Origin of the sequence: Spiractinospora alimapuensis, from assembly GCF_018437505.1 — a bacterium.
GTDB classification, from domain to species: Bacteria; Actinomycetota; Actinomycetes; order Streptosporangiales; family Streptosporangiaceae; genus Spiractinospora; species Spiractinospora alimapuensis.
Genome location: NZ_CP072467.1, coordinates 4165799 through 4182817, shown reverse-complemented (window position 1 = coordinate 4182817; position 17019 = coordinate 4165799). Strand labels below are relative to the sequence as shown.

The window sequence follows — 17019 nt, the reverse complement described above, 5'->3', positions numbered from 1 at the left end:
TGACCCAATACCACTGGTCACGGGGTGTTCGATGTGGTGGCAGGTGTTGGGTTCGAACCAACGTAGGCTGAGCCGACGGTTTTACAGACCGTTCCCTTTGGCCACTCGGGCAACCTGCCGTGAGCGGCGCCTTGGCGCCGCTGCGGTACGAGGATAGCTGAAATGGCGGCCGAGGGTGAAATCGATTCGTGGGCGACGGTCGTCGGCGGGCGCGGCGGTCTGGTGGGGCGCGTGGCCGGTTGACTGGGCGTCCGAAGTGGTGGGGGCTAAGCTTTGGGGCCATATCCCATCGTCCCGGAGGTGAGTTCGTTCGTGGCTGCGGAATCCAGCTTCGACATCGTGTCCAAGCTCGACCGGCAGGAGGTCGACAACGCGCTGCAGCAGACGGCCAAGGAGATCGCGCAGCGGTTCGACTTCCGCGGTACGGGCGCCTCCATCACCTGGTCGGGGGACCAGGCGGTGGAGATTCGGGCCAACGCCGAACAGCGCGCCAAGGCGGTGGTGGACGTCTTCGAGACCAAGCTGGTCAAGCGCGGTGTCTCGCTCAAGGCGACCGAGGTCGGGGAGCCACGCGCCTCCGGTAAGGAGTACCGCGTGATGATCTCCCTGAAGGAGGGGATCTCGACCGAGGACGCGAAGAAGGTCTCGAAGATCATCCGCGACGAGGGCCCCAAGGGTGTGAAGCCCCAGATCCAGGGTGACGAACTGCGGGTCACCTCGAAGAAGAAGGATGACCTGCAGGAGGTCATGACCATCCTGAAGGAGAAGGACCTCGACGTCGCGCTGCAGTTCGTCAACTACCGGTAGCGGCGAACCATAGGGCGCCCGCGCCCATCGGCGCGCCGCGCGAACGCGGACCGTGCCCGCACGCGCGGTGATGCGACCCCTCTCGGCCGGGGCGGGTGAACGCACCCCGCCCCGGCCGACGCATTGTGTTCCATTTGTGTTCCATCACAACTTGGAGATCATCCTTGAAGGATGATCCAGTACCCTCGTCTCGCGGCTTAAAGTCCCTCATCAGCCCACATTGGACCGATGGGGAGAGAGATTGCTCATCGACGACCCGAGCAGTGTCCTCATCCCCTGTGGCGCTGGTCGTTTGGAACAGGGACCCGCGGAGATCCGGTCACGACGGACCCGCCGCGGCGCCAGCGTCCCTGGAACGCCTCCGCGAGACCGCGGGGCCGTGCCTCGCTGGTCCGCCGCGTCGCATCGGGCGGACACGCGACTGGACTAATCATCCTTTCTGGGGCAAGTTGCCCCAGTGGTGGTCACCCGACCACAATCGCAGCACCTGCACAGAAGGCCATCGATGGCTGGCCTCCTCCATGTGGCGGCTGCACGTCCCACGTTGACGAGACCCCAAACAAGGACGAAAGGGGCACATCATGCGCAAGGCATGGACCAACCGGAAGCACCGGAGCGTAGGCGCGCTCGTGGCCGCTGCCGTCCTGCCCGCGACGCTGGTCGCCTGCGGCGACGACGGTGGTTCGGCGGAGCCGGAGGAGAACTTCACCTCGAGCCTGCAACTCGGCACGGGAAGTGTAGGCGGTGTCTACTACCCGCTCGGGCAGGAGTACGCCAACATCTTCGAGGACAACATCGACGAGGACGGACTCCAGGTCAGCGCGGTCGAGACCGGCGCTTCGGTGGAGAACCTCGCGATGATCGCGCGGGACGAGCTGCAACTGGGCATCGCGCAGACCAACACCGCGATCGAGGCCGCGAACGGAGAGGGTGACTTCGACGGCGCCCAGGTGGAGAACGCCGGATTCATGGGCCAGCTCTACCCCGAGGCGGCCCAGGTCATCACCCTGGAGTCCAACGGCATCGACTCCGTGGCCGACCTCGAGGGCAAGACCGTCGCCGTGGGACCCCCCGGGGGCGGAACGCGCCAGGCGGCGGAGGCCATCCTGTCGGCGCACGGGATCGAGGAGGGTGACTACACCCCGCTCGAGGAAGGGTTCGACGACGCGCGGAGCAAGCTGCAGGACGGCAACGCCGACGCCTCCATCGAGATCCTCGGCGCCCCCGCGGCCAGCCTCCAGGAGCTCCAGAGCACCGCCGGCGACGTCAAGCTCGTTCCGATCGAGGGCGACGAGCTCCAGAGCATCGTCGAGGAGACGAACTTCGAGGAGTACGAGATCACTCCGGAGATCTACGACTTCCTCGACGAGCCGGTGAGCACGATCTCGGTGTTCGCGGCCGTGTACGGCTCCACGAACCAGATCAGCGAGGACCTCGGCTACGAGATCACCAAGAGCCTCTACGAGAACGCCGACGCGATCACCATGGCCCAGGGCGAACTGATCGACATCGAGGACGCCCTGCTCGGACAGGGCGATGTTCCCTTCCACCCGGGTTCGGAGCGGTACTTCGAAGAGCAAGGCCTGCTGGACTAATCAACCCGTCGCGGGCCGGCAGGGACCAGCCGGCCCGCACACTCTCGCCAAGGAGCCGCTGAATGGCCGAGGACGTTGCGAAGCCTGCCTCCGGTGAGGCCCAGGCGGTCGACGACAAGACCCTCGAGGAGACGCTGCGCAAATACGATCAGGAGAGCACCTTCCGCACCCAGCTCGGGATGTGGAAATGGGTCGTCCTCGCGATCGGTACCGCGCTGACCGCGTTCCAGTTGTACACCGCGCTGTTCGGCAACTACGTATCCCTGATCCAGGGCGCGATTCACGTCGCCGGGGCGATGAGCCTGGTCTACCTCCTCTACCCCGCCAAGAAGGCGTGGGCGACCCGTCCGGGTGTGCCGTGGTACGACGTGGTCCTGTGTGGCCTGGCGCTGTGGACCAACTTCCACATCGTCAGTAACTACGAACGTCTCACCACCGAGACGGTGATCTTCGGGTTCACCGACTACGACTTCGGCATCGCCGTGGCCGGCATCCTGCTCATCCTCGAGGCCACCCGCCGCTGCGTGGGCGTGCCCATCGTGGTCATCGCGGGCGCGGCACTGGCCTACGGCTACTTCGGCTCCTACATCCCCGTCTTCGGACACGCGGGGCTGGACCTCCGTCAACTGGCCACGGAGTCCTACTACACCTCGCGCTCGATCTTCGGCACCCCGATCCAGGTCTCGTCGACGTTCATCTTCCTCTTCCTGTTCTTCGGCGTCATCCTCGTCAAGACGAACATCGGTCAGTTCTTCAACGACCTCGCGTTCGCCGCGACCGGGCGATTCACCGGGGGAACGGCGAAGGCCGCCGTCGTCGCCAGCGGGCTCCAGGGCATGGTGTCCGGAAGCTCGGTGGCCAACACCGTCGCCTCGGGTTCGTTCACCATCCCGATGATGAAACGCGCCGGCTTCCGGCCCCAGTTCGCCGGTGCCGTCGAGGCCACGGCCTCCACGGGGGGCCAGCTCGTTCCGCCGGTCATGGGCGCGGCGGCGTTCATCATGGCGGAGTACACGAGCGTCCCCTACAGCGACATCATCCTGATCGCCGTCATCCCCGTCGCCCTCTACTATCTCGGTCTCTTCTTCAGTGTTCACTTCGAGGCGCGGCGCACCGGCGTCCACGGCTCACCCAAGGACATGCTGCCGCGTTTCGCGGCGCTCCTGCCGCGGTTCTACCTGGTCGCACCGCTCGTCGTGATCCTCGGCCTGCTGCTCGCCGGCCGCTCCCCGGCCAACGCCGCGCTGTTCGGCATCCTGACGGCACTGGTCGTCAGCCTCTTCCGCCGGGACACCCGGATGTCGCTGCCCGAGCTCGGCCGTCTCATGGAGAACGGCGCCCGGGCCGCCCTGCCGGTCATCTCCGCCTGCGCCACCGCGGGCATCATCGCCGGCACGGTCACCACCACTGGGCTCGGCGGGAAGCTTGCCGGAGGCATCCTGGACCTCGCGCAGGGCCAGTTCTTCCTGATCCTGCTGCTCACGGCACTCGCGTGCCTCGTCCTCGGCATGGGCCTGCCGACCACGGCGAACTACGTGGTCACCGCGACCGTGGCCGCACCGATCCTGGTGGAGTTCGGCGTCCCGCTGATCGCCGCCCACATGTTCGTCTTCTACTTCGGCATCGTCGCCGACATCACTCCGCCCGTGTGTCTGGCGGCGTACGCCGCGTCGGGCCTGGCCCGATCCAATCCGATGAAGACCGGAGTGACGGCGTTCAAGCTCGCGATCGCGGCGTTCATCGTCCCGTTCATGTTCGTGATCGAACCGGAGCTGCTCCTGATCGACGTCACTTTGGCGGGCTTCGTACCGGCGCTCGCGACGGCGGTGATCGGGATCGGCGCGATAGCCGCCGGCCTGATCGGCTTCCGCAAGGACGGGGACTCCCTGTTGCAGCGGTTGTTGTTGGTCGGCGGTGGTTTGTTGCTCGTCTACCCGAGCTGGGTCTCGTTGATCGGAGTGGCGATCGTCGTCGCGGCCATCATCTTCGGCCAAGTGCAGGCGAGGATGCGCGACACCAAGGTGACGACCGACGTGTAGTCGCCCCCCGCGGACGGAGAGACGACGGGGGCCGGACACCAGCTCAGACTGGCGTCCGGCCCCCGTCTGTGTACCCCGTCTCCGGCGGGCCGTGGCCACCGGCGGCCACCCGCGTCGCGGCGGCACCGGCGAGAGGGGCCGCGCTGGGAGGCCACACGGTTGGCCGGTCGTGGGGTGGCTGGTTCGGGCCCATGTCCGTGCCCCGGTGGCGAGTGTCCGGGTCAGAGTCGGAAATCGTCCATCGCGCGGAGCCGCCGGATGCGCTCCTCGATCGGCGGGTGCGCGGAGAAGAGACGCCCCATCCCCCGCTGGGCGCAGGGGTGCGCGATCATCACGTGGCTGGTGGCCAGGAGGGCACGCTGGGGTGGGGCGGGGTGTTCCTTGATCCCGGCGTCGATCTTGCGGAGTGCCTCGGCGAGCCCCTCGGGGTCCCCGGTCAGGTGCGCGGCGGTCTCGTCGGCTCGGTACTCCCGCCGCCGGCTCACCCCGGCGCGCACGGCGAGCGCCGCGAACGGGCCCACCAGCAGGAAGATGAGTGCGTCGAGGACCTGCAGGCCCTCGTCGTCCTCGGTCTCCCCCAGCGGGAGCAGCCACGCCAGGTTGGCGACCCAGGTGATGAGAGTGGCCACGGTGATCGTGATCGAGGAGATCAGGGCGTCCCGGTGGTACACGTGGGAGAGTTCGTGCGCGAGCACCCCACGCAGCTCGCGCTCGTTGAGCCGCCGAAGCAGCCCCGCCGTCACACAGACCCCCGCCCGGCGGGGGCTGCGGCCCACCGCGAACGCCGAGGGTGTCGACAGTGGGGCGAGGAAGATCCGAGGGACCGGCTGGCGGGCGTCCGTGGCCAGTTCGCGCACCACGTGGTAGAGCCTCGGGTACTGGATCTCGCTCACGGGGCGGGCCCCCACGGCGCGGATCGCCAGGCGCTCGCTCATGGTGAACCCCAACGCCACGACCGCGACCAGCACCAGGGAGCCGACCGCGAGGCCGATCAGTCCCCCCACGGTCGTTCCGACCAGCAGGATCAGGGCGGCGATGCCGACGAGAAGTCCGATCGAACGGATCGCGTTACCGCACACGTCGCGTCACTGCCCCCTCTCCTCGCACGTGGTTCCGGGTCCGCCTCCCAGACGCCTCGGAAGACAAACGTCCGAACCCGTCACCAGTGTTCCCCGTGGCGACATGTGGCAGGTTCGACTCCTGTGCGACGCACCAGGTTCCCGGGCCTACGGGGCGACGCCGGAACCAACCGTGATCTCTGGCACAGTGGCGGACGAGCCGGACCCCGGCTCCTGGTCACCGTGGGGCCAGCGTGGGCGTCTCCACGGTGAAGGCGCCCACGGGTGGTGGCCGATCCCCGGGCCCCGCCGACGATGCATCCATCACCTATAGTGCAACTATGGCTGTGGCTCTGATGTGGACGGCGTTGCGGGGCGCTCGCGCGGCAACGCTGGTGGGTCGGCCCTACGTCGACCTCATGCGCACCCGGAGCGCGCTGTGTCGGTGCGGTATCCGCGGCCGAGCCGCCGCGCCCACGGCCTAGGCTGAAACCGATCGCGAGGCTGATGATCACGGCGTCCCTCGCCGGACGTTGGTCCCGCTACGACAGTCCCGTCCCGCCAGAACGAGCATCAGCGCCCCCACCACCCGCCGCCACGAAGCCGAGGTGATGGGCGCAGACCGGCGCCACAGTCGCACCGGCAACTTCAGGAGGTCGACGATCTCAGTGGCCAAAGAGGTCCAGCAACTCGATCGCGTCATCATTCGATTCGCCGGGGACTCCGGCGACGGGATGCAGTTGACCGGCGACCGATTCACCCAGGAAACGGCGTCGTTCGGTAACGACCTGTCGACCCTGCCCAACTTCCCCGCGGAGATCCGCGCCCCCGCGGGCACCCTGCCCGGGGTGTCCAGCTTCCAGCTCCACTTCGCCGACCACGACATCGTGACGCCGGGCGACGCCCCCAACGTCCTGGTCGCCATGAACCCCGCGGCGCTGAAGGCCAACCTCGAGGACCTGCCGCGCGGCGCGCACATCATCATCAACACTGACGAGTTCACCCGCCGGAACCTGCAGAAGGTCGGCTACCAGGCGAGCCCCGTGGACGACGGCAGCCTCGGCGGCTACAAGGTGAACGCGGTGCCGATGACGTCGATGACGGTCAAGGCGCTCGAGGACCACACACTGTCCAAGAAGGACGCCGAACGGTCGAAGAACATGTTCGCGCTGGGGCTCCTGTCGTGGATGTACAACCGTCCGACCGAGGGCACCGAGGGGTTCCTGAAGGCCAAGTTCGCCTCGAAGCCGGACATCCTGGCGGCGAACCTCGCCGCGTTCCACGCCGGATGGAACTTCGGGGAGACCACCGAGGACTTCGTGGTCTCCTACGAGGTCCAGCCGGCCACCCTGCCCCCCGGCCTGTACCGCAACATCACCGGGAACCTCGCGCTGTCATACGGACTGATCGCCGCCTCGCGGCTGTCGGGGCTGTCGCTGTTCCTCGGCTCCTACCCGATCACCCCGGCGTCGGACATCCTGCACGAGCTCTCCAAGCACAAGCGCTTCGGGGTGCGGACGTTCCAGGCGGAGGACGAGATCGCCGGGGTGGGCGCCGCGCTCGGCGCCTCCTTCGGTGGGTCGCTGGGGGTGACGACCACCTCGGGCCCGGGGATGGTGCTCAAGGCGGAGACCATGGGTCTCGCGGTGATGATGGAGCTCCCGCTGCTCGTCGTGGACGTCCAGCGCGCGGGCCCGAGCACCGGGATGCCGACGAAGACGGAACAGGCCGACCTGCTGATGGCGATCCACGGCCGCAACGGTGAGTCGCCGCTGCCGGTGGTCGCGCCGCGGTCGCCCGCCGACTGCTTCGACGCCGCCATCGAGGCGGCGCGCCTCGCCACCGTCTACCGGACGCCGGTCGTGATCCTCTCCGACGGTTACCTCGCCAACGGCTCGGAGCCCTGGCAGATCCCCGACGTCGCCGGGCTGCCGGTGATCCACCCGAACATCGCGGAAGCTCCCCAGGAGGGCGACGGGGAGTTCCTGCCCTACTCGCGTGACCCCGAGACGCTCGCGCGGCCGTGGGCGGTTCCCGGGACCCCCGGACTGGAGCACCGACTCGGTGGGATCGAGAAGAGCGACGGGTCGGGGAACATCTCCTACAGCCCCACGAACCACGACCTGATGGTACGTACGCGTCAGGCCAAGATCGACCGGATCGCCGGCGACGTCGACCCGTTGGAGGTCGACGACCCCTCCGGTGACGCCCGGGTTCTCGTCCTCGGCTGGGGCGGGACGTACGGATCCATCACCGCGGGCGTGCGCCGGGTCCGGCGCGCGGGCGGATCGGTGGCCCAGGCGCACCTGCGACACCTGAACCCCTTCCCGGCCAACACGGGCGAGGTACTCGCCCGCTATGACCGCGTGATCGTCCCAGAGATCAACCTCGGCCAACTGTCGTCGCTGCTGCGCGACAAGTACCTGGTCGACATCGTCAGCTACACGAAGGTTCACGGGCTCCCGTTCAAGGCCGAGGAGCTCGCGGGCGTGGTGCAGGAGGTTATCGACCGTGTCGAGTGAGAACGGGCACGCCCAGGGAAGCGATGGCGACCAGCCGAGGTTCGGCGGTTTGGCCCTGGTCCCGAGCACCGAGACGCAGTTCAAGGCCAAGGACTTCAAGTCCGACCAGGAGGTGCGCTGGTGCCCCGGCTGCGGTGACTACGCGATCCTCGCCGCGTTCCAGAGCTTCCTGCCGGAGTTGGGGGTGCCCCGCGAGAACATCGTCATCGTCTCCGGCATCGGGTGCTCCTCCCGGTTCCCGTACTACCTGAGCACCTACGGCATGCACTCGATCCACGGCCGCGCCCCCGCGATCGCGACCGGCCTCGCCGCGAGCCGTCCGGACCTGTCCGTCTGGGTCATCACCGGTGACGGCGACGGACTCTCCATCGGTGGCAACCACCTGATCCACGCGCTGCGCCGCAACGTCAACGTCAACATCCTGTTGTTCAACAACCGGATCTACGGGCTGACGAAGGGCCAGTACTCGCCCACGTCCGAGCCGGGCATGGTCACCAAGTCCTCACCCATGGGGTCGCTGGACACGCCGTTCAACCCGGTGTCGCTGGCGCTGGGCGCAGAGGCCAGCTTCGTCGCGCGGACCGTCGACTCCGACCGCAAGCACCTCACGAGCGTGCTGCGCGCCGCGGCCGACCACCCGGGGGCGTCGTTCGTGGAGATCTACCAGAACTGCCCGATCTTCAACGACGACGCGTTCCAGCCGCTGAAGGACTCCGCCGAGCGGGACGTCCGGCTGCTGCGCATGGAGCACGGCGAGCCCCTCACCATCGGTGAGGACCGTGGCGTGGTGCTCGGCGAGTACGGCGAACTCTCCATGGAGGATCTGTCCACGGTGGGTGCCGAGCGCGTCGTTCGTCACGACGCGCACCGGGACTCCTCGGACTACGCCTTCGCCCTGTCCCGCCTGGACTACCCGGCGTTCCAGCACGTGCCGATCGGGGTGTTCCGCGACGTCCAGCGCCCCACCTACGACGGGGAGATGAACCGTCAGGTGGACGCCGCCGTTGATCAGCGCGGTGCGGGGGACCTCGCCGGTCTCCTCGGTAGTGGGGACACCTGGACCGTCGGCGACTGACCGACCGAGGTCGGCGTCGACGGTAGGCGTCGTCATACGAAGGGGGCAGGACCGCGGCGGGCCGCGCCTGCCCCCTTTATCATGGCTCGGCGTCCATCGGGTGAACGACATCCCAACATGTGGTGGACGTCAGGCGTCGATCGCGTTGATACTCTGCACCCGTGGTTTACGCCGACTCCCCATCCCCTTTCCTGCCGGCTCGCCGTGGACCGCTCCTCGCGTTCGGCGGTCTCTCCCTGACCGTGTTCGCCGTGCTGGCGGTCCTGGTGGCGATGCAGTGGCAGTTCCTGATCCAAGGCGACCTGGCCGTCGCCCGCCTGTTGTACGACGTGGTGTATCCCCGGCCCGGACTGGCACACGGCATCGACCTGTGGACCGAGGCGTTCGGCACCTGGGCGATGCGCATCCTCTCGGTCGTGGTCGCTCTCTGGCTGGCGCTGCGCCGGCAGTTCACGGCGGCCGCGTGGGCGCTGGTGACCGTGTTCTGCGCCAATCTCGCGGGCCTCGTCGGCAAGCTGGGCATCGACCGTCCGCGGCCGGACTTCGTGGACCCGATCGCCGAGGGCGTCGGCCCTTCGTTCCCCTCTGGCCACGCCCTGATGTCGGCCGTGGGCATCGCGATCCTGCTCTACGCCACCCTGCCGCTGCTGCGCGGGGCCTGGCGGTACGTCGCCGGGGTCCTCGCGGTGCTCATCGTCCTGAGCACGGCGGGCAGCCGCCCGATGCTCGGCGTGCACTGGGTGACCGACGTCGTGGCGGGGATGGCGCTGGGTGTGGCCGTCGTCTGCTTCACTCTGGCCCTGTGGACCTTCCTATCGGACTCCCTGCGACGCTGGGACCGTCGTCCGTACGTCCCCCGGCACGGGACGGCGTCCGAGGAGACCGGCCAGTACGCGGCCGTCACCTCGGCGGACCATCGCTGACATTCGGCACACGTTGTGTGTGCGACGCCGCGTGTGCCTACCCTGGCTGTGGCTACCCTGAAGGGAACCAGGTCTCGACCGATCGCGTCAGACCGGTGAGACTGGGTGACATTCGGGTTGGCGCAGCCCCAACGCAACGGAGTCGGGGGCTCACCTCCCACGGGGGAGGCGGTTACGCCCGGGCAACGCCGCAACGGCAGATAGGTACGGTTGGCACATGAGCGTCACACAGGTCGTGAGGGACAGCGCAGTCGTCGAGCATGCCAAGGTCGCGACACAACAGAACCGGTCGATGTTCGTCGTGCAGCTCCGCGTCAACACCTACGATGACGCCTCCAGCAGCGTCCGTCCGGGCCTGACCCGCATCCTGGAGGGGATCGAGGAGGCGGGGTGGCGGCTGGACCAGACCTCCTACAGCCAGGGAACCAACGGCGAGCCCGCGCAGTTGTTCGTCTTCCGCCCCTCGTCGGAGAAGACCGACAAGCCCGCCGAGCCCGAGTCGGGCGCACAGCAGGCCTCCCAGCCGCAGCCCCCGCCGCCCCAGACCCCCCAACCGCAGACCGGCGGCCAGCAGGCCCCCGACCCCTACGGCGGCTACCAGCAGTACCCGACCGGCCAGCAGTACCCCGGCTACGGACAGCAGCAGTATCCCGGTTACGGCCAACAGCAGCAGGGCTATGGCCAGCAGTACCCCGGCTACGGGCAGCAGTACCCGGGATACGGGCAACAGCAGTGGTGACCGCCGGTCCCGCCTGAGTCGATCCTCGTCGAGAACCCCATCGTGTCCCCACCGCTCCGCGGTGGCGCGACCGGTGGGGTTCCTCGTGTCCAGGCCCCACCCACGGGGATGACACGAATCACGGAATGAGGCGGTCACAGCGGGCCGTTCGACTCTATGGCCGTCTCGGAGAAGCATCGTCACGGAGAACCGACGCCCCCGCGTTCCGTCCGGCCACTCCTACGTCCACGACGCGTTGCCGAGCGGAGACCACGACCATGACCACCGGAGACACCGCCAACCGACCCTCGACGTGCCCCGGATGCGGCAACGGTTCCGACGGGGACCACGAGCTCCTCTCCCAACACCGCGTCGCCGCCGGCGTCGTTCGCTACGCCCGCTGCCCATGTGGACGGCTCCAGGTCCGGCTCCGCCCCCACCTCGGTGCCGAACGGATCCTGAACACCGGTGCGCACGCCCACCCCTCGGAGACCCACGCGGCGTAGCGGCCCCCGGTCGGCTCGTCAGTCGAGTCCGAGCTCCTGGCCGAGGACCGACAGCTCATCCCCGACCTCTCGGCGCCGCTGGTCGTCTCGTCGAAGGTAGTCCAGGAGAGAATCCATCCGTACTCGGCGGTGGGTGCCGACCAGACGGAACTCGATCTCGCCGGCGTCCAGCAGGCCAACGAGGTGTGGCCGGGACACGTTGAGGATCCCCGCCGCCTGGTGCGTCGTGAGCTCCGTGTGCCTCGGCACGATCGTGACCCCGCGACCGGCCGCCATGTGGGCGAGCGCGCTGGTCAGGAGTTCCAGTGCGGCCCGAGGCAGGACGAGGGGCTCACCCCCGCCCTCGACGACCACCGGCACCTCCGCGACGTGTTCCTGGTGATCCTCGAGATACCCGCGGACACGCGGCAGTGCCAACCGCGCCGCATGGGCTTCCTCGGCGTCAGGCCGAGACGGGAGAGCGGTCATGTATCCCCCTCGCGTCGCGGCCCAACACCGCCAGCACCGTCCGATGGCCCGGAATCGTCACCCCTGGGTGGGCAGTGGCCCCACGGGGCAGGTGACGCCGGTGCTGCCGATACCGCAGTAGCCGAGGGGGTTCTTCTCCAGGTACTGCTGGTGGTAGTCCTCGGCGAAGTAGAACGGGCCGGCGGGGGCGATCTCGGTGGTGATGTCGCCGTAGCCCGCACGGTGGAGTTGGGCACGGTAGGTGTCGCGTGTCGCCGTGGCGGCGGCGTGCTGTTCCTCGTCCTGGTAGTAGACCGCGGAGCGGTACTGCGTGCCCACGTCGTTGCCCTGGCGCATGCCCTGGGTGGGGTCGTGGTTCTCCCAGAAGACGCGCAGCAGGTCGGCGTCAGTGGTCTTCTGGGGGTCGAACACCACCCGGACCGCCTCGGTGTGGCCGGTGCGGCCGCTGCACACTTCCTCGTAGGTGGGGTTCTTGGTGTAGCCGCCGGCGTACCCGACCGCCGTGGTGATGATGCCGTGCTCAGCGCCCAGGCGCCAGAAGACGCGTTCGGCTCCCCAGAAGCAGCCCATGCCGACGTCCAGGATCCGGCTCCCCGGCGGGTACGGCGGGGTCATCGGGGTTCCGAGCACGATGTTGCGCTCAGCGACGGGAACCGGTGTGTCCCGGCCCCGCAGGGCGTCGTCCCGGTCGACCATCCGCGTCTTCGCCATTCCGAACATGGTTCCAGGCTACCGGGGACCCACGCCGCGCTCCAGTGGTCGGGCCTCCTGGTCAGCCGGAGCGCTCGACCACGTAGTCACACAGGGTCGCGAACGCGTCCCGGGCGGGCCCCACCGGTAGTGTGTCGAGTTCGTCCCGGGCCCGGTCGGCCCATCCGCGCAGGTCGGCCATTGCCCGCTCCATCGCCGGACGGGAGCGGAGCAGGGCGAGCGCCTCGGCGGTCTCGGTGTCGTCCAGGGGGCGTCCGAGGAGCTCCCGAAGGCGATCGGCCTCGGGACCGGTCTCCCGAAGCGCGTAGAACATCGGGAGCGTCAGCACGCCCTCGCGGAGGTCCGTGCCCGGCTCCTTGCCGGAGGAGGTGGCGTCGGCGGCGACGTCCAGGAGGTCGTCGGAGAGCTGGAACGCCATGCCCAACGCCTCACCGGCGCGGGTCACCGCTTCCACGACCTCGGGTGAGGCGCCGGAGAACATGGCGCCGAACCGGGAGGAGGTGGCGATGAGCGACGCCGTCTTGTCCGCGATCACCTCGAGGTAGTGCTCGACCGCGTCCACGCCCTCCGCGGGCCCGGAGGTCTCCAGTATCTGGCCGCGAACCAGGCGACTGAAGGTACTCGCCTGGAGCCGCACCGCCTCGGCGCCGAGGTCGGCGAGCAGCATCGACGCCTGGGCGAACACGTAGTCACCGGTGAGGATGGCCACCGAGTTGCCCCACCGCAGGTTGGCGCTGGCGCTGCCGCGACGCAGCTCCGCCTCGTCCATCACGTCGTCGTGGTAGAGGGTCGCCACGTGGGTCAGTTCCACGACGGTGGCGGCGGGGATGAGTTCGGGTGCCTTGGCGTCGCCGAAGCGGGCGGCGAGCAGGACCAGGGTCGCCCGGAAGCGCTTCCCGCCCGCGCCGAGCAGGTGCGCCGCCGACTCCGCGAGGAGCGGGTCGTCGACGGTGACCGCCGTACGCAGAGCGTCCTCGACGCGGACGAGGTCGTCCTGAATATCGCGGGCGAGATCGGTGTCGACGCCCGGCAGACCGAGGTAACCGTTCGCCACAACTTCACTCACCTGAACGCTCCAACATCAGCAGGCACGTGCTTCGGCCCCCTCGCGGGACCCTTGGCACGCTCGCGGAACCACAATCGTCTTCTGGGCCTGGCGTTCCAGGCCTTCGCGGTCGAGTGGCGTCCCGTGGAACGTCCTCCAGCAGGATCCACCGTCCGGCGGTGCATCGCGGCACCGACACGAAGGTAGTCGAACCCACCCCGCGCCCCAACGTCACACCGCCGATCGGCACTAACGACTCACCGTACGAACATATCGACTGGTTCCACCTGCTCGGTACCGGGGGCAGGGGTTTCGGCCACGGCCTCGGCGCTCTGATCCGGGTCGGGAAGGAGTGTGTTGAACACCGGTCCGGGCAGAACCCCCAACGCGATCGTGGCGGCCGCGCCCACGGTGATCACCGAGCCGGTCAGCCAGCTCGGAGCAACGACCCGGGGCCCGTCCTCCGGGGCCTCCTGGAAGTACATGAGGACGACGATCCGCAGGTAGAAGTACGCGGTGACGGCGCTGGCCAGAACACCGATGACGACGAGAGGCCAGGCACCCGCCGACATCGCGGCCTCGAACACCGCGAACTTCCCGATGAACCCGCTGGTGAGCGGGATGCCCGCGAACGCCAGCAGGAACAGGGTGAGCGCCCCGGCGAGCCACGGCGCGGTGCGACCGAGCCCAGCCCACGCGGCGAGGTCGCCCGCCTCCGCGTCGCCGCCACGCACCCGCACCAGGGTGACGACGGCGAACGCTCCCACGGTGGCGAAGCCGTAGGCACCGAGGTAGAACAGGGCCGCGGACAGGGCCGAGGCGTTGATCGCCTGGTCCGGGCCGAACGCCACGACCGCGGTGAGGATGAACCCCGCGTGGATCACCGACGAGTAGGCCAGCAGACGCTTGATGTCACGCTGGGTCACGGCGATGATCGAGGCGACGACCATGGTCAGGATCGCGATGATCCACAGCATGGGACGCCAGTCCCACGCCATTCCGTCGAACGCGGAGGCGAACACCCGCAGCAGCGCGCCGAAGCCCGCGATGAGGGTGGCGGACGCCATCAGCGCGGTGACCGGAGTGGGGGCACCCTGGTAGACGTCGGGCTTCCAGTTGTGGAACGGCACCGCGCCCACCTTGAACAGGAGCCCCACCGCGACGAGCGCGATGCCCATCATCAGCAACGTCTCTCCCTCGGTCACCAGACCGGTGCCGTGGGAGTCGACCGCGGCGGAGATGTCGGCGAAGTGCACCGACCCCGCGTATCCGAAGATCATCGCGATGCCGAAGAGGAAGAACGCGGAGGCGAACGCGCCGAGCAGGAAGTACTTGACCGCGGCTTCCTGCGAGAACAGACGACGGGTCCGCGACAGCGCGCACAGGAGGTACAGCGGCAGGCTGAGGACCTCCAACGCGATGAACATGGTCAGGAAGTCGTTGCTCGCCGGGAACAGCATCATGCCCAGGACGGCGAACAGCACCAGCGGGTAGACCTCGGTGTGCCGCGAGCCGGCGAGGACGTGCTCCCGCTCCTCCTCACCGCCGGGGACGGCGGCGGCCTGCGCGGCGAAGGCGTGCTCCACCTGACGGGCGCCGGACATCAGCAACAGGCTCAGGAACGCCATGATCAGAACGGCGCCCTGAAGGAACAGGGTGGGACGGTCGATGGCCACGGTCGCGTAGGCGATGAGCTGGCCCGCCGCTCCGCCCTCGAACGGGGCCCCGAAGTAGCCGACCGCCTGGCCGAGGATCACGACGAACGCGATCCCGATCGCGCCGAGCGACAGGGTGACCTGCACCTCGCGACGCCGTTCGCGTGGCACGAAGGCCTCCACGAGGACAGCGAGGACGCCGGCCATGAGGATCACGATCATCGGCGTCAACAGGCCATAGTTGAGGTCGGGCGCCCGCTCGGTCACCTCCGGTGCGGCGAGTATCCCGCCGGGCGACGCCAGGAACGAACTCACTCGGCTTCCCCTTCCTCACTGCCCGACTGCGCGGCCGGGAACGCCGGAGCCGGATCTGAGACGTCCATTTGGTCCATCGTCTGTTCGACGGCCGGGTTGATGGTGTCCAGCAGCGGCTTCGGGTAGACCCCGAACACGACCAGCAGAGCGACCAACGGACCGACGGCCCACAGTTCCCGCCCCGACAGGTCCGCCCATCCCCGGAACCGGTCCGGCGTCGCGCCGGTCATGGTGCGCTGGTACATCCACAGGATGTAGATGGCGGCCAGGACGATGCCGATCACGGCGATGATCGCGGGCACGGGGTGGAAGGCGTAGGCACCCAGGAACACGAGGAACTCGCTGACGAACGGCGACAGGCCGGGCAGCGAGAGGCTGCTCAGACCCGCCACGAGGAACGATCCGGCGAGCAGTGGCGCGATGCGCTGCACACCGGCGTAGTCGGTGATCGAGGCGGAGTTGTTGCGTGCGATCAGGAACCCGACCACGAGGAACAACGCTCCGGTCGCCAGCCCGTGGTTCACCATGTACAGGGCGGCGCCGGACTGTCCCTGTGTCGTCATCACGAAGATGCCCAGGGTGATGAACCCGAAGTGCGACACCGAGGTGAAGGCGATCAGGCGCATCATGTCCGTCTGTGCGATCGCCAGCAGGGCGCCGTAGATGATGCTGATCAGGCTGAGCACGACGACCGGCCAGACGAACCACTGGGCGGCGGCCGGGAACATCTCCAGGCAGTACCGAAGCATTCCGTAGGTGCCGACCTTGTCCAGCACACCGACCAGGAGCACCGCGGTGCCGGGACGGGAGGACCCGGCCGCGGCCGGCAGCCAGGTGTGCACGGGCCACATCGGCGCCTTGATCGCGAAGGCGACGAAGAAGCCGAGGAAGAGCCAGATCCCGACCGTGGAGTCCAGGTCGGACAGGGCGCCGTCGGCCCCGACGAGCTCGCTCCACAGGAACGTTCCGCCGTAGACGTAGACGCCGATCACGGCGACCAGCATCAACAGGCCACCGAAGAGGCTGTACAGCAGGAACTTCAGGGCCGCGCGGCGTCGTTCGCCGGCGTCGCCCCGTCCGTAGCGCCCGATCATGAAATAGACCGGGATCAGCATCGCCTCGAAGAAGACGTAGAACAGGAACACGTCCGCGGCGGCGAAGACCCCGATCATCATCGCCTCGAGGATCAGGATCAGGCCGAAGTAGGCCTTGCCCTGGTCCGGGGTACTGCCGTCGGAATCCGCGGAAGCGCCGTCACGTCCCGACCAGGACGCCACCATGACCAGCGGCACGAGGACCGCCGACAGGGCGATGAGGACGAGGGAGATCCCGTCCACGCCGACCGCGTAGTGGACCCCGAACCTCTCGATCCACGGGTGCTCCTGCGCGAACTGCAGGCGCGGCCCGTTCGGATCGAAGTTGACCGCGATCACGGCGACGACGGCAAGGGTCGCCAGGGTGAAACCCAAGGCGATCCGCTTGGCCAGCGCCGCCTGCTCGCGGGGGAGCATAGCCACCACCAGCGCGCCCACGGCGGGGGCCGCGATGGCGAGGGTGAGCCAGGGGATAGTCGTCACAGAGC

Annotated in this window: 15 protein-coding genes and 1 tRNA gene; 9 read left to right on the top strand and 7 right to left on the bottom strand. The window is 68.5% G+C overall.

What is annotated here, in order from left to right; genetic code table 11:
• Nucleotides 1-34: 34 nt before the first annotated feature.
• Nucleotides 35-119 (bottom strand) — tRNA-Tyr (locus tag J4H86_RS19535).
• Between the two features lie 193 nt (nt 120-312).
• On the opposite strand from J4H86_RS19535, the gene J4H86_RS19530 reads away from it, so the two are divergent.
• The 3 genes from J4H86_RS19530 to J4H86_RS19520 all read left to right on the top strand — a co-directional run bounded on the left by J4H86_RS19530 (nt 313) and on the right by J4H86_RS19520 (nt 4441).
• A complete protein-coding gene (locus J4H86_RS19530) occupies nt 313-807 on the top strand; it encodes a YajQ family cyclic di-GMP-binding protein (protein ID WP_236539325.1) in 495 nt (164 codons plus the stop codon).
• Nucleotides 808-1388: 581 nt separating this feature from the next.
• Complete coding sequence (locus J4H86_RS19525; protein ID WP_236539324.1) at nt 1389-2402, top strand: TAXI family TRAP transporter solute-binding subunit; 1014 nt, start codon at nt 1389-1391, stop codon at nt 2400-2402.
• Nucleotides 2403-2464: 62 nt separating this feature from the next.
• Nucleotides 2465-4441, top strand: coding sequence for a TRAP transporter permease (locus tag J4H86_RS19520; protein ID WP_236539323.1), 1977 nt, complete (start codon nt 2465-2467; stop codon nt 4439-4441).
• Between the two features lie 221 nt (nt 4442-4662).
• Here J4H86_RS19520 and J4H86_RS19515 read toward each other — a convergent pair whose 3' ends face one another.
• On the bottom strand, nt 4663-5520 hold the full coding sequence (locus tag J4H86_RS19515; RefSeq protein WP_236539322.1) for a M48 family metalloprotease: 858 nt from the start codon (nt 5518-5520) through the stop codon (nt 4663-4665).
• A 320-nt stretch (nt 5521-5840) separates the two neighbouring features.
• Here J4H86_RS19515 and J4H86_RS19510 point away from each other — a divergent pair, with 320 nt between their 5' ends.
• The 6 genes from J4H86_RS19510 (at nt 5841) to J4H86_RS19485 (ending at nt 11243) form a co-directional block, all read left to right on the top strand.
• Nucleotides 5841-5984 carry a hypothetical protein gene (locus tag J4H86_RS19510; RefSeq protein WP_236539321.1) on the top strand — a complete coding sequence of 48 codons (144 nt, stop codon included), beginning with the start codon at nt 5841-5843 and terminating at the stop codon, nt 5982-5984.
• 183 nt (nt 5985-6167) lie between these two features.
• A complete protein-coding gene (locus J4H86_RS19505) occupies nt 6168-8021 on the top strand; it encodes a 2-oxoacid:acceptor oxidoreductase subunit alpha (protein WP_236539320.1) in 1854 nt (617 codons plus the stop codon).
• Nucleotides 8011-9096, top strand: coding sequence for a 2-oxoacid:ferredoxin oxidoreductase subunit beta (locus tag J4H86_RS19500; RefSeq protein ID WP_236539319.1), 1086 nt, complete (start codon nt 8011-8013; stop codon nt 9094-9096). The genes J4H86_RS19505 and J4H86_RS19500 overlap by 11 nt, the downstream gene beginning before the upstream one ends.
• Before the next feature lie 161 nt (nt 9097-9257).
• On the top strand, nt 9258-10019 hold the full coding sequence (locus tag J4H86_RS19495; RefSeq protein WP_236539317.1) for a phosphatase PAP2 family protein: 762 nt from the start codon (nt 9258-9260) through the stop codon (nt 10017-10019).
• Nucleotides 10020-10236: 217 nt separating this feature from the next.
• Entirely contained in the window at nt 10237-10758 is a 522-nt protein-coding gene (locus J4H86_RS19490) for a hypothetical protein (protein ID WP_236539316.1), read from the top strand.
• A gap of 257 nt (nt 10759-11015) precedes the next feature.
• Nucleotides 11016-11243, top strand: a complete 228-nt coding sequence (locus tag J4H86_RS19485; protein WP_236539315.1) for a hypothetical protein — start codon at nt 11016-11018, stop codon at nt 11241-11243.
• An 18-nt stretch (nt 11244-11261) separates the two neighbouring features.
• Here J4H86_RS19485 and J4H86_RS19480 read toward each other — a convergent pair whose 3' ends face one another.
• The 5 genes from J4H86_RS19480 to J4H86_RS19460 form a co-directional block, all read right to left on the bottom strand.
• Nucleotides 11262-11711 carry a helix-turn-helix domain-containing protein gene (locus J4H86_RS19480; RefSeq protein ID WP_236539313.1) on the bottom strand — a complete coding sequence of 150 codons (450 nt, stop codon included), beginning with the start codon at nt 11709-11711 and terminating at the stop codon, nt 11262-11264.
• Between the two features lie 57 nt (nt 11712-11768).
• Nucleotides 11769-12431 carry a peptide-methionine (S)-S-oxide reductase MsrA gene (gene msrA, locus J4H86_RS19475; RefSeq protein WP_236539312.1) on the bottom strand — a complete coding sequence of 221 codons (663 nt, stop codon included), beginning with the start codon at nt 12429-12431 and terminating at the stop codon, nt 11769-11771.
• Nucleotides 12432-12483: 52 nt separating this feature from the next.
• On the bottom strand, nt 12484-13488 hold the full coding sequence (locus J4H86_RS19470; protein ID WP_236539311.1) for a polyprenyl synthetase family protein: 1005 nt from the start codon (nt 13486-13488) through the stop codon (nt 12484-12486).
• A gap of 236 nt (nt 13489-13724) precedes the next feature.
• A complete protein-coding gene (gene nuoN / locus J4H86_RS19465; RefSeq protein ID WP_394356397.1) occupies nt 13725-15437 on the bottom strand; it encodes an NADH-quinone oxidoreductase subunit NuoN in 1713 nt (570 codons plus the stop codon).
• Nucleotides 15434-17014 (bottom strand): NADH-quinone oxidoreductase subunit M, encoded by a 1581-nt coding sequence (locus J4H86_RS19460; RefSeq protein WP_236539310.1) that lies wholly within the window; start codon nt 17012-17014, stop codon nt 15434-15436. The genes nuoN and J4H86_RS19460 overlap by 4 nt, the downstream gene beginning before the upstream one ends.
• Nucleotides 17015-17019 lie beyond the last annotated feature (5 nt).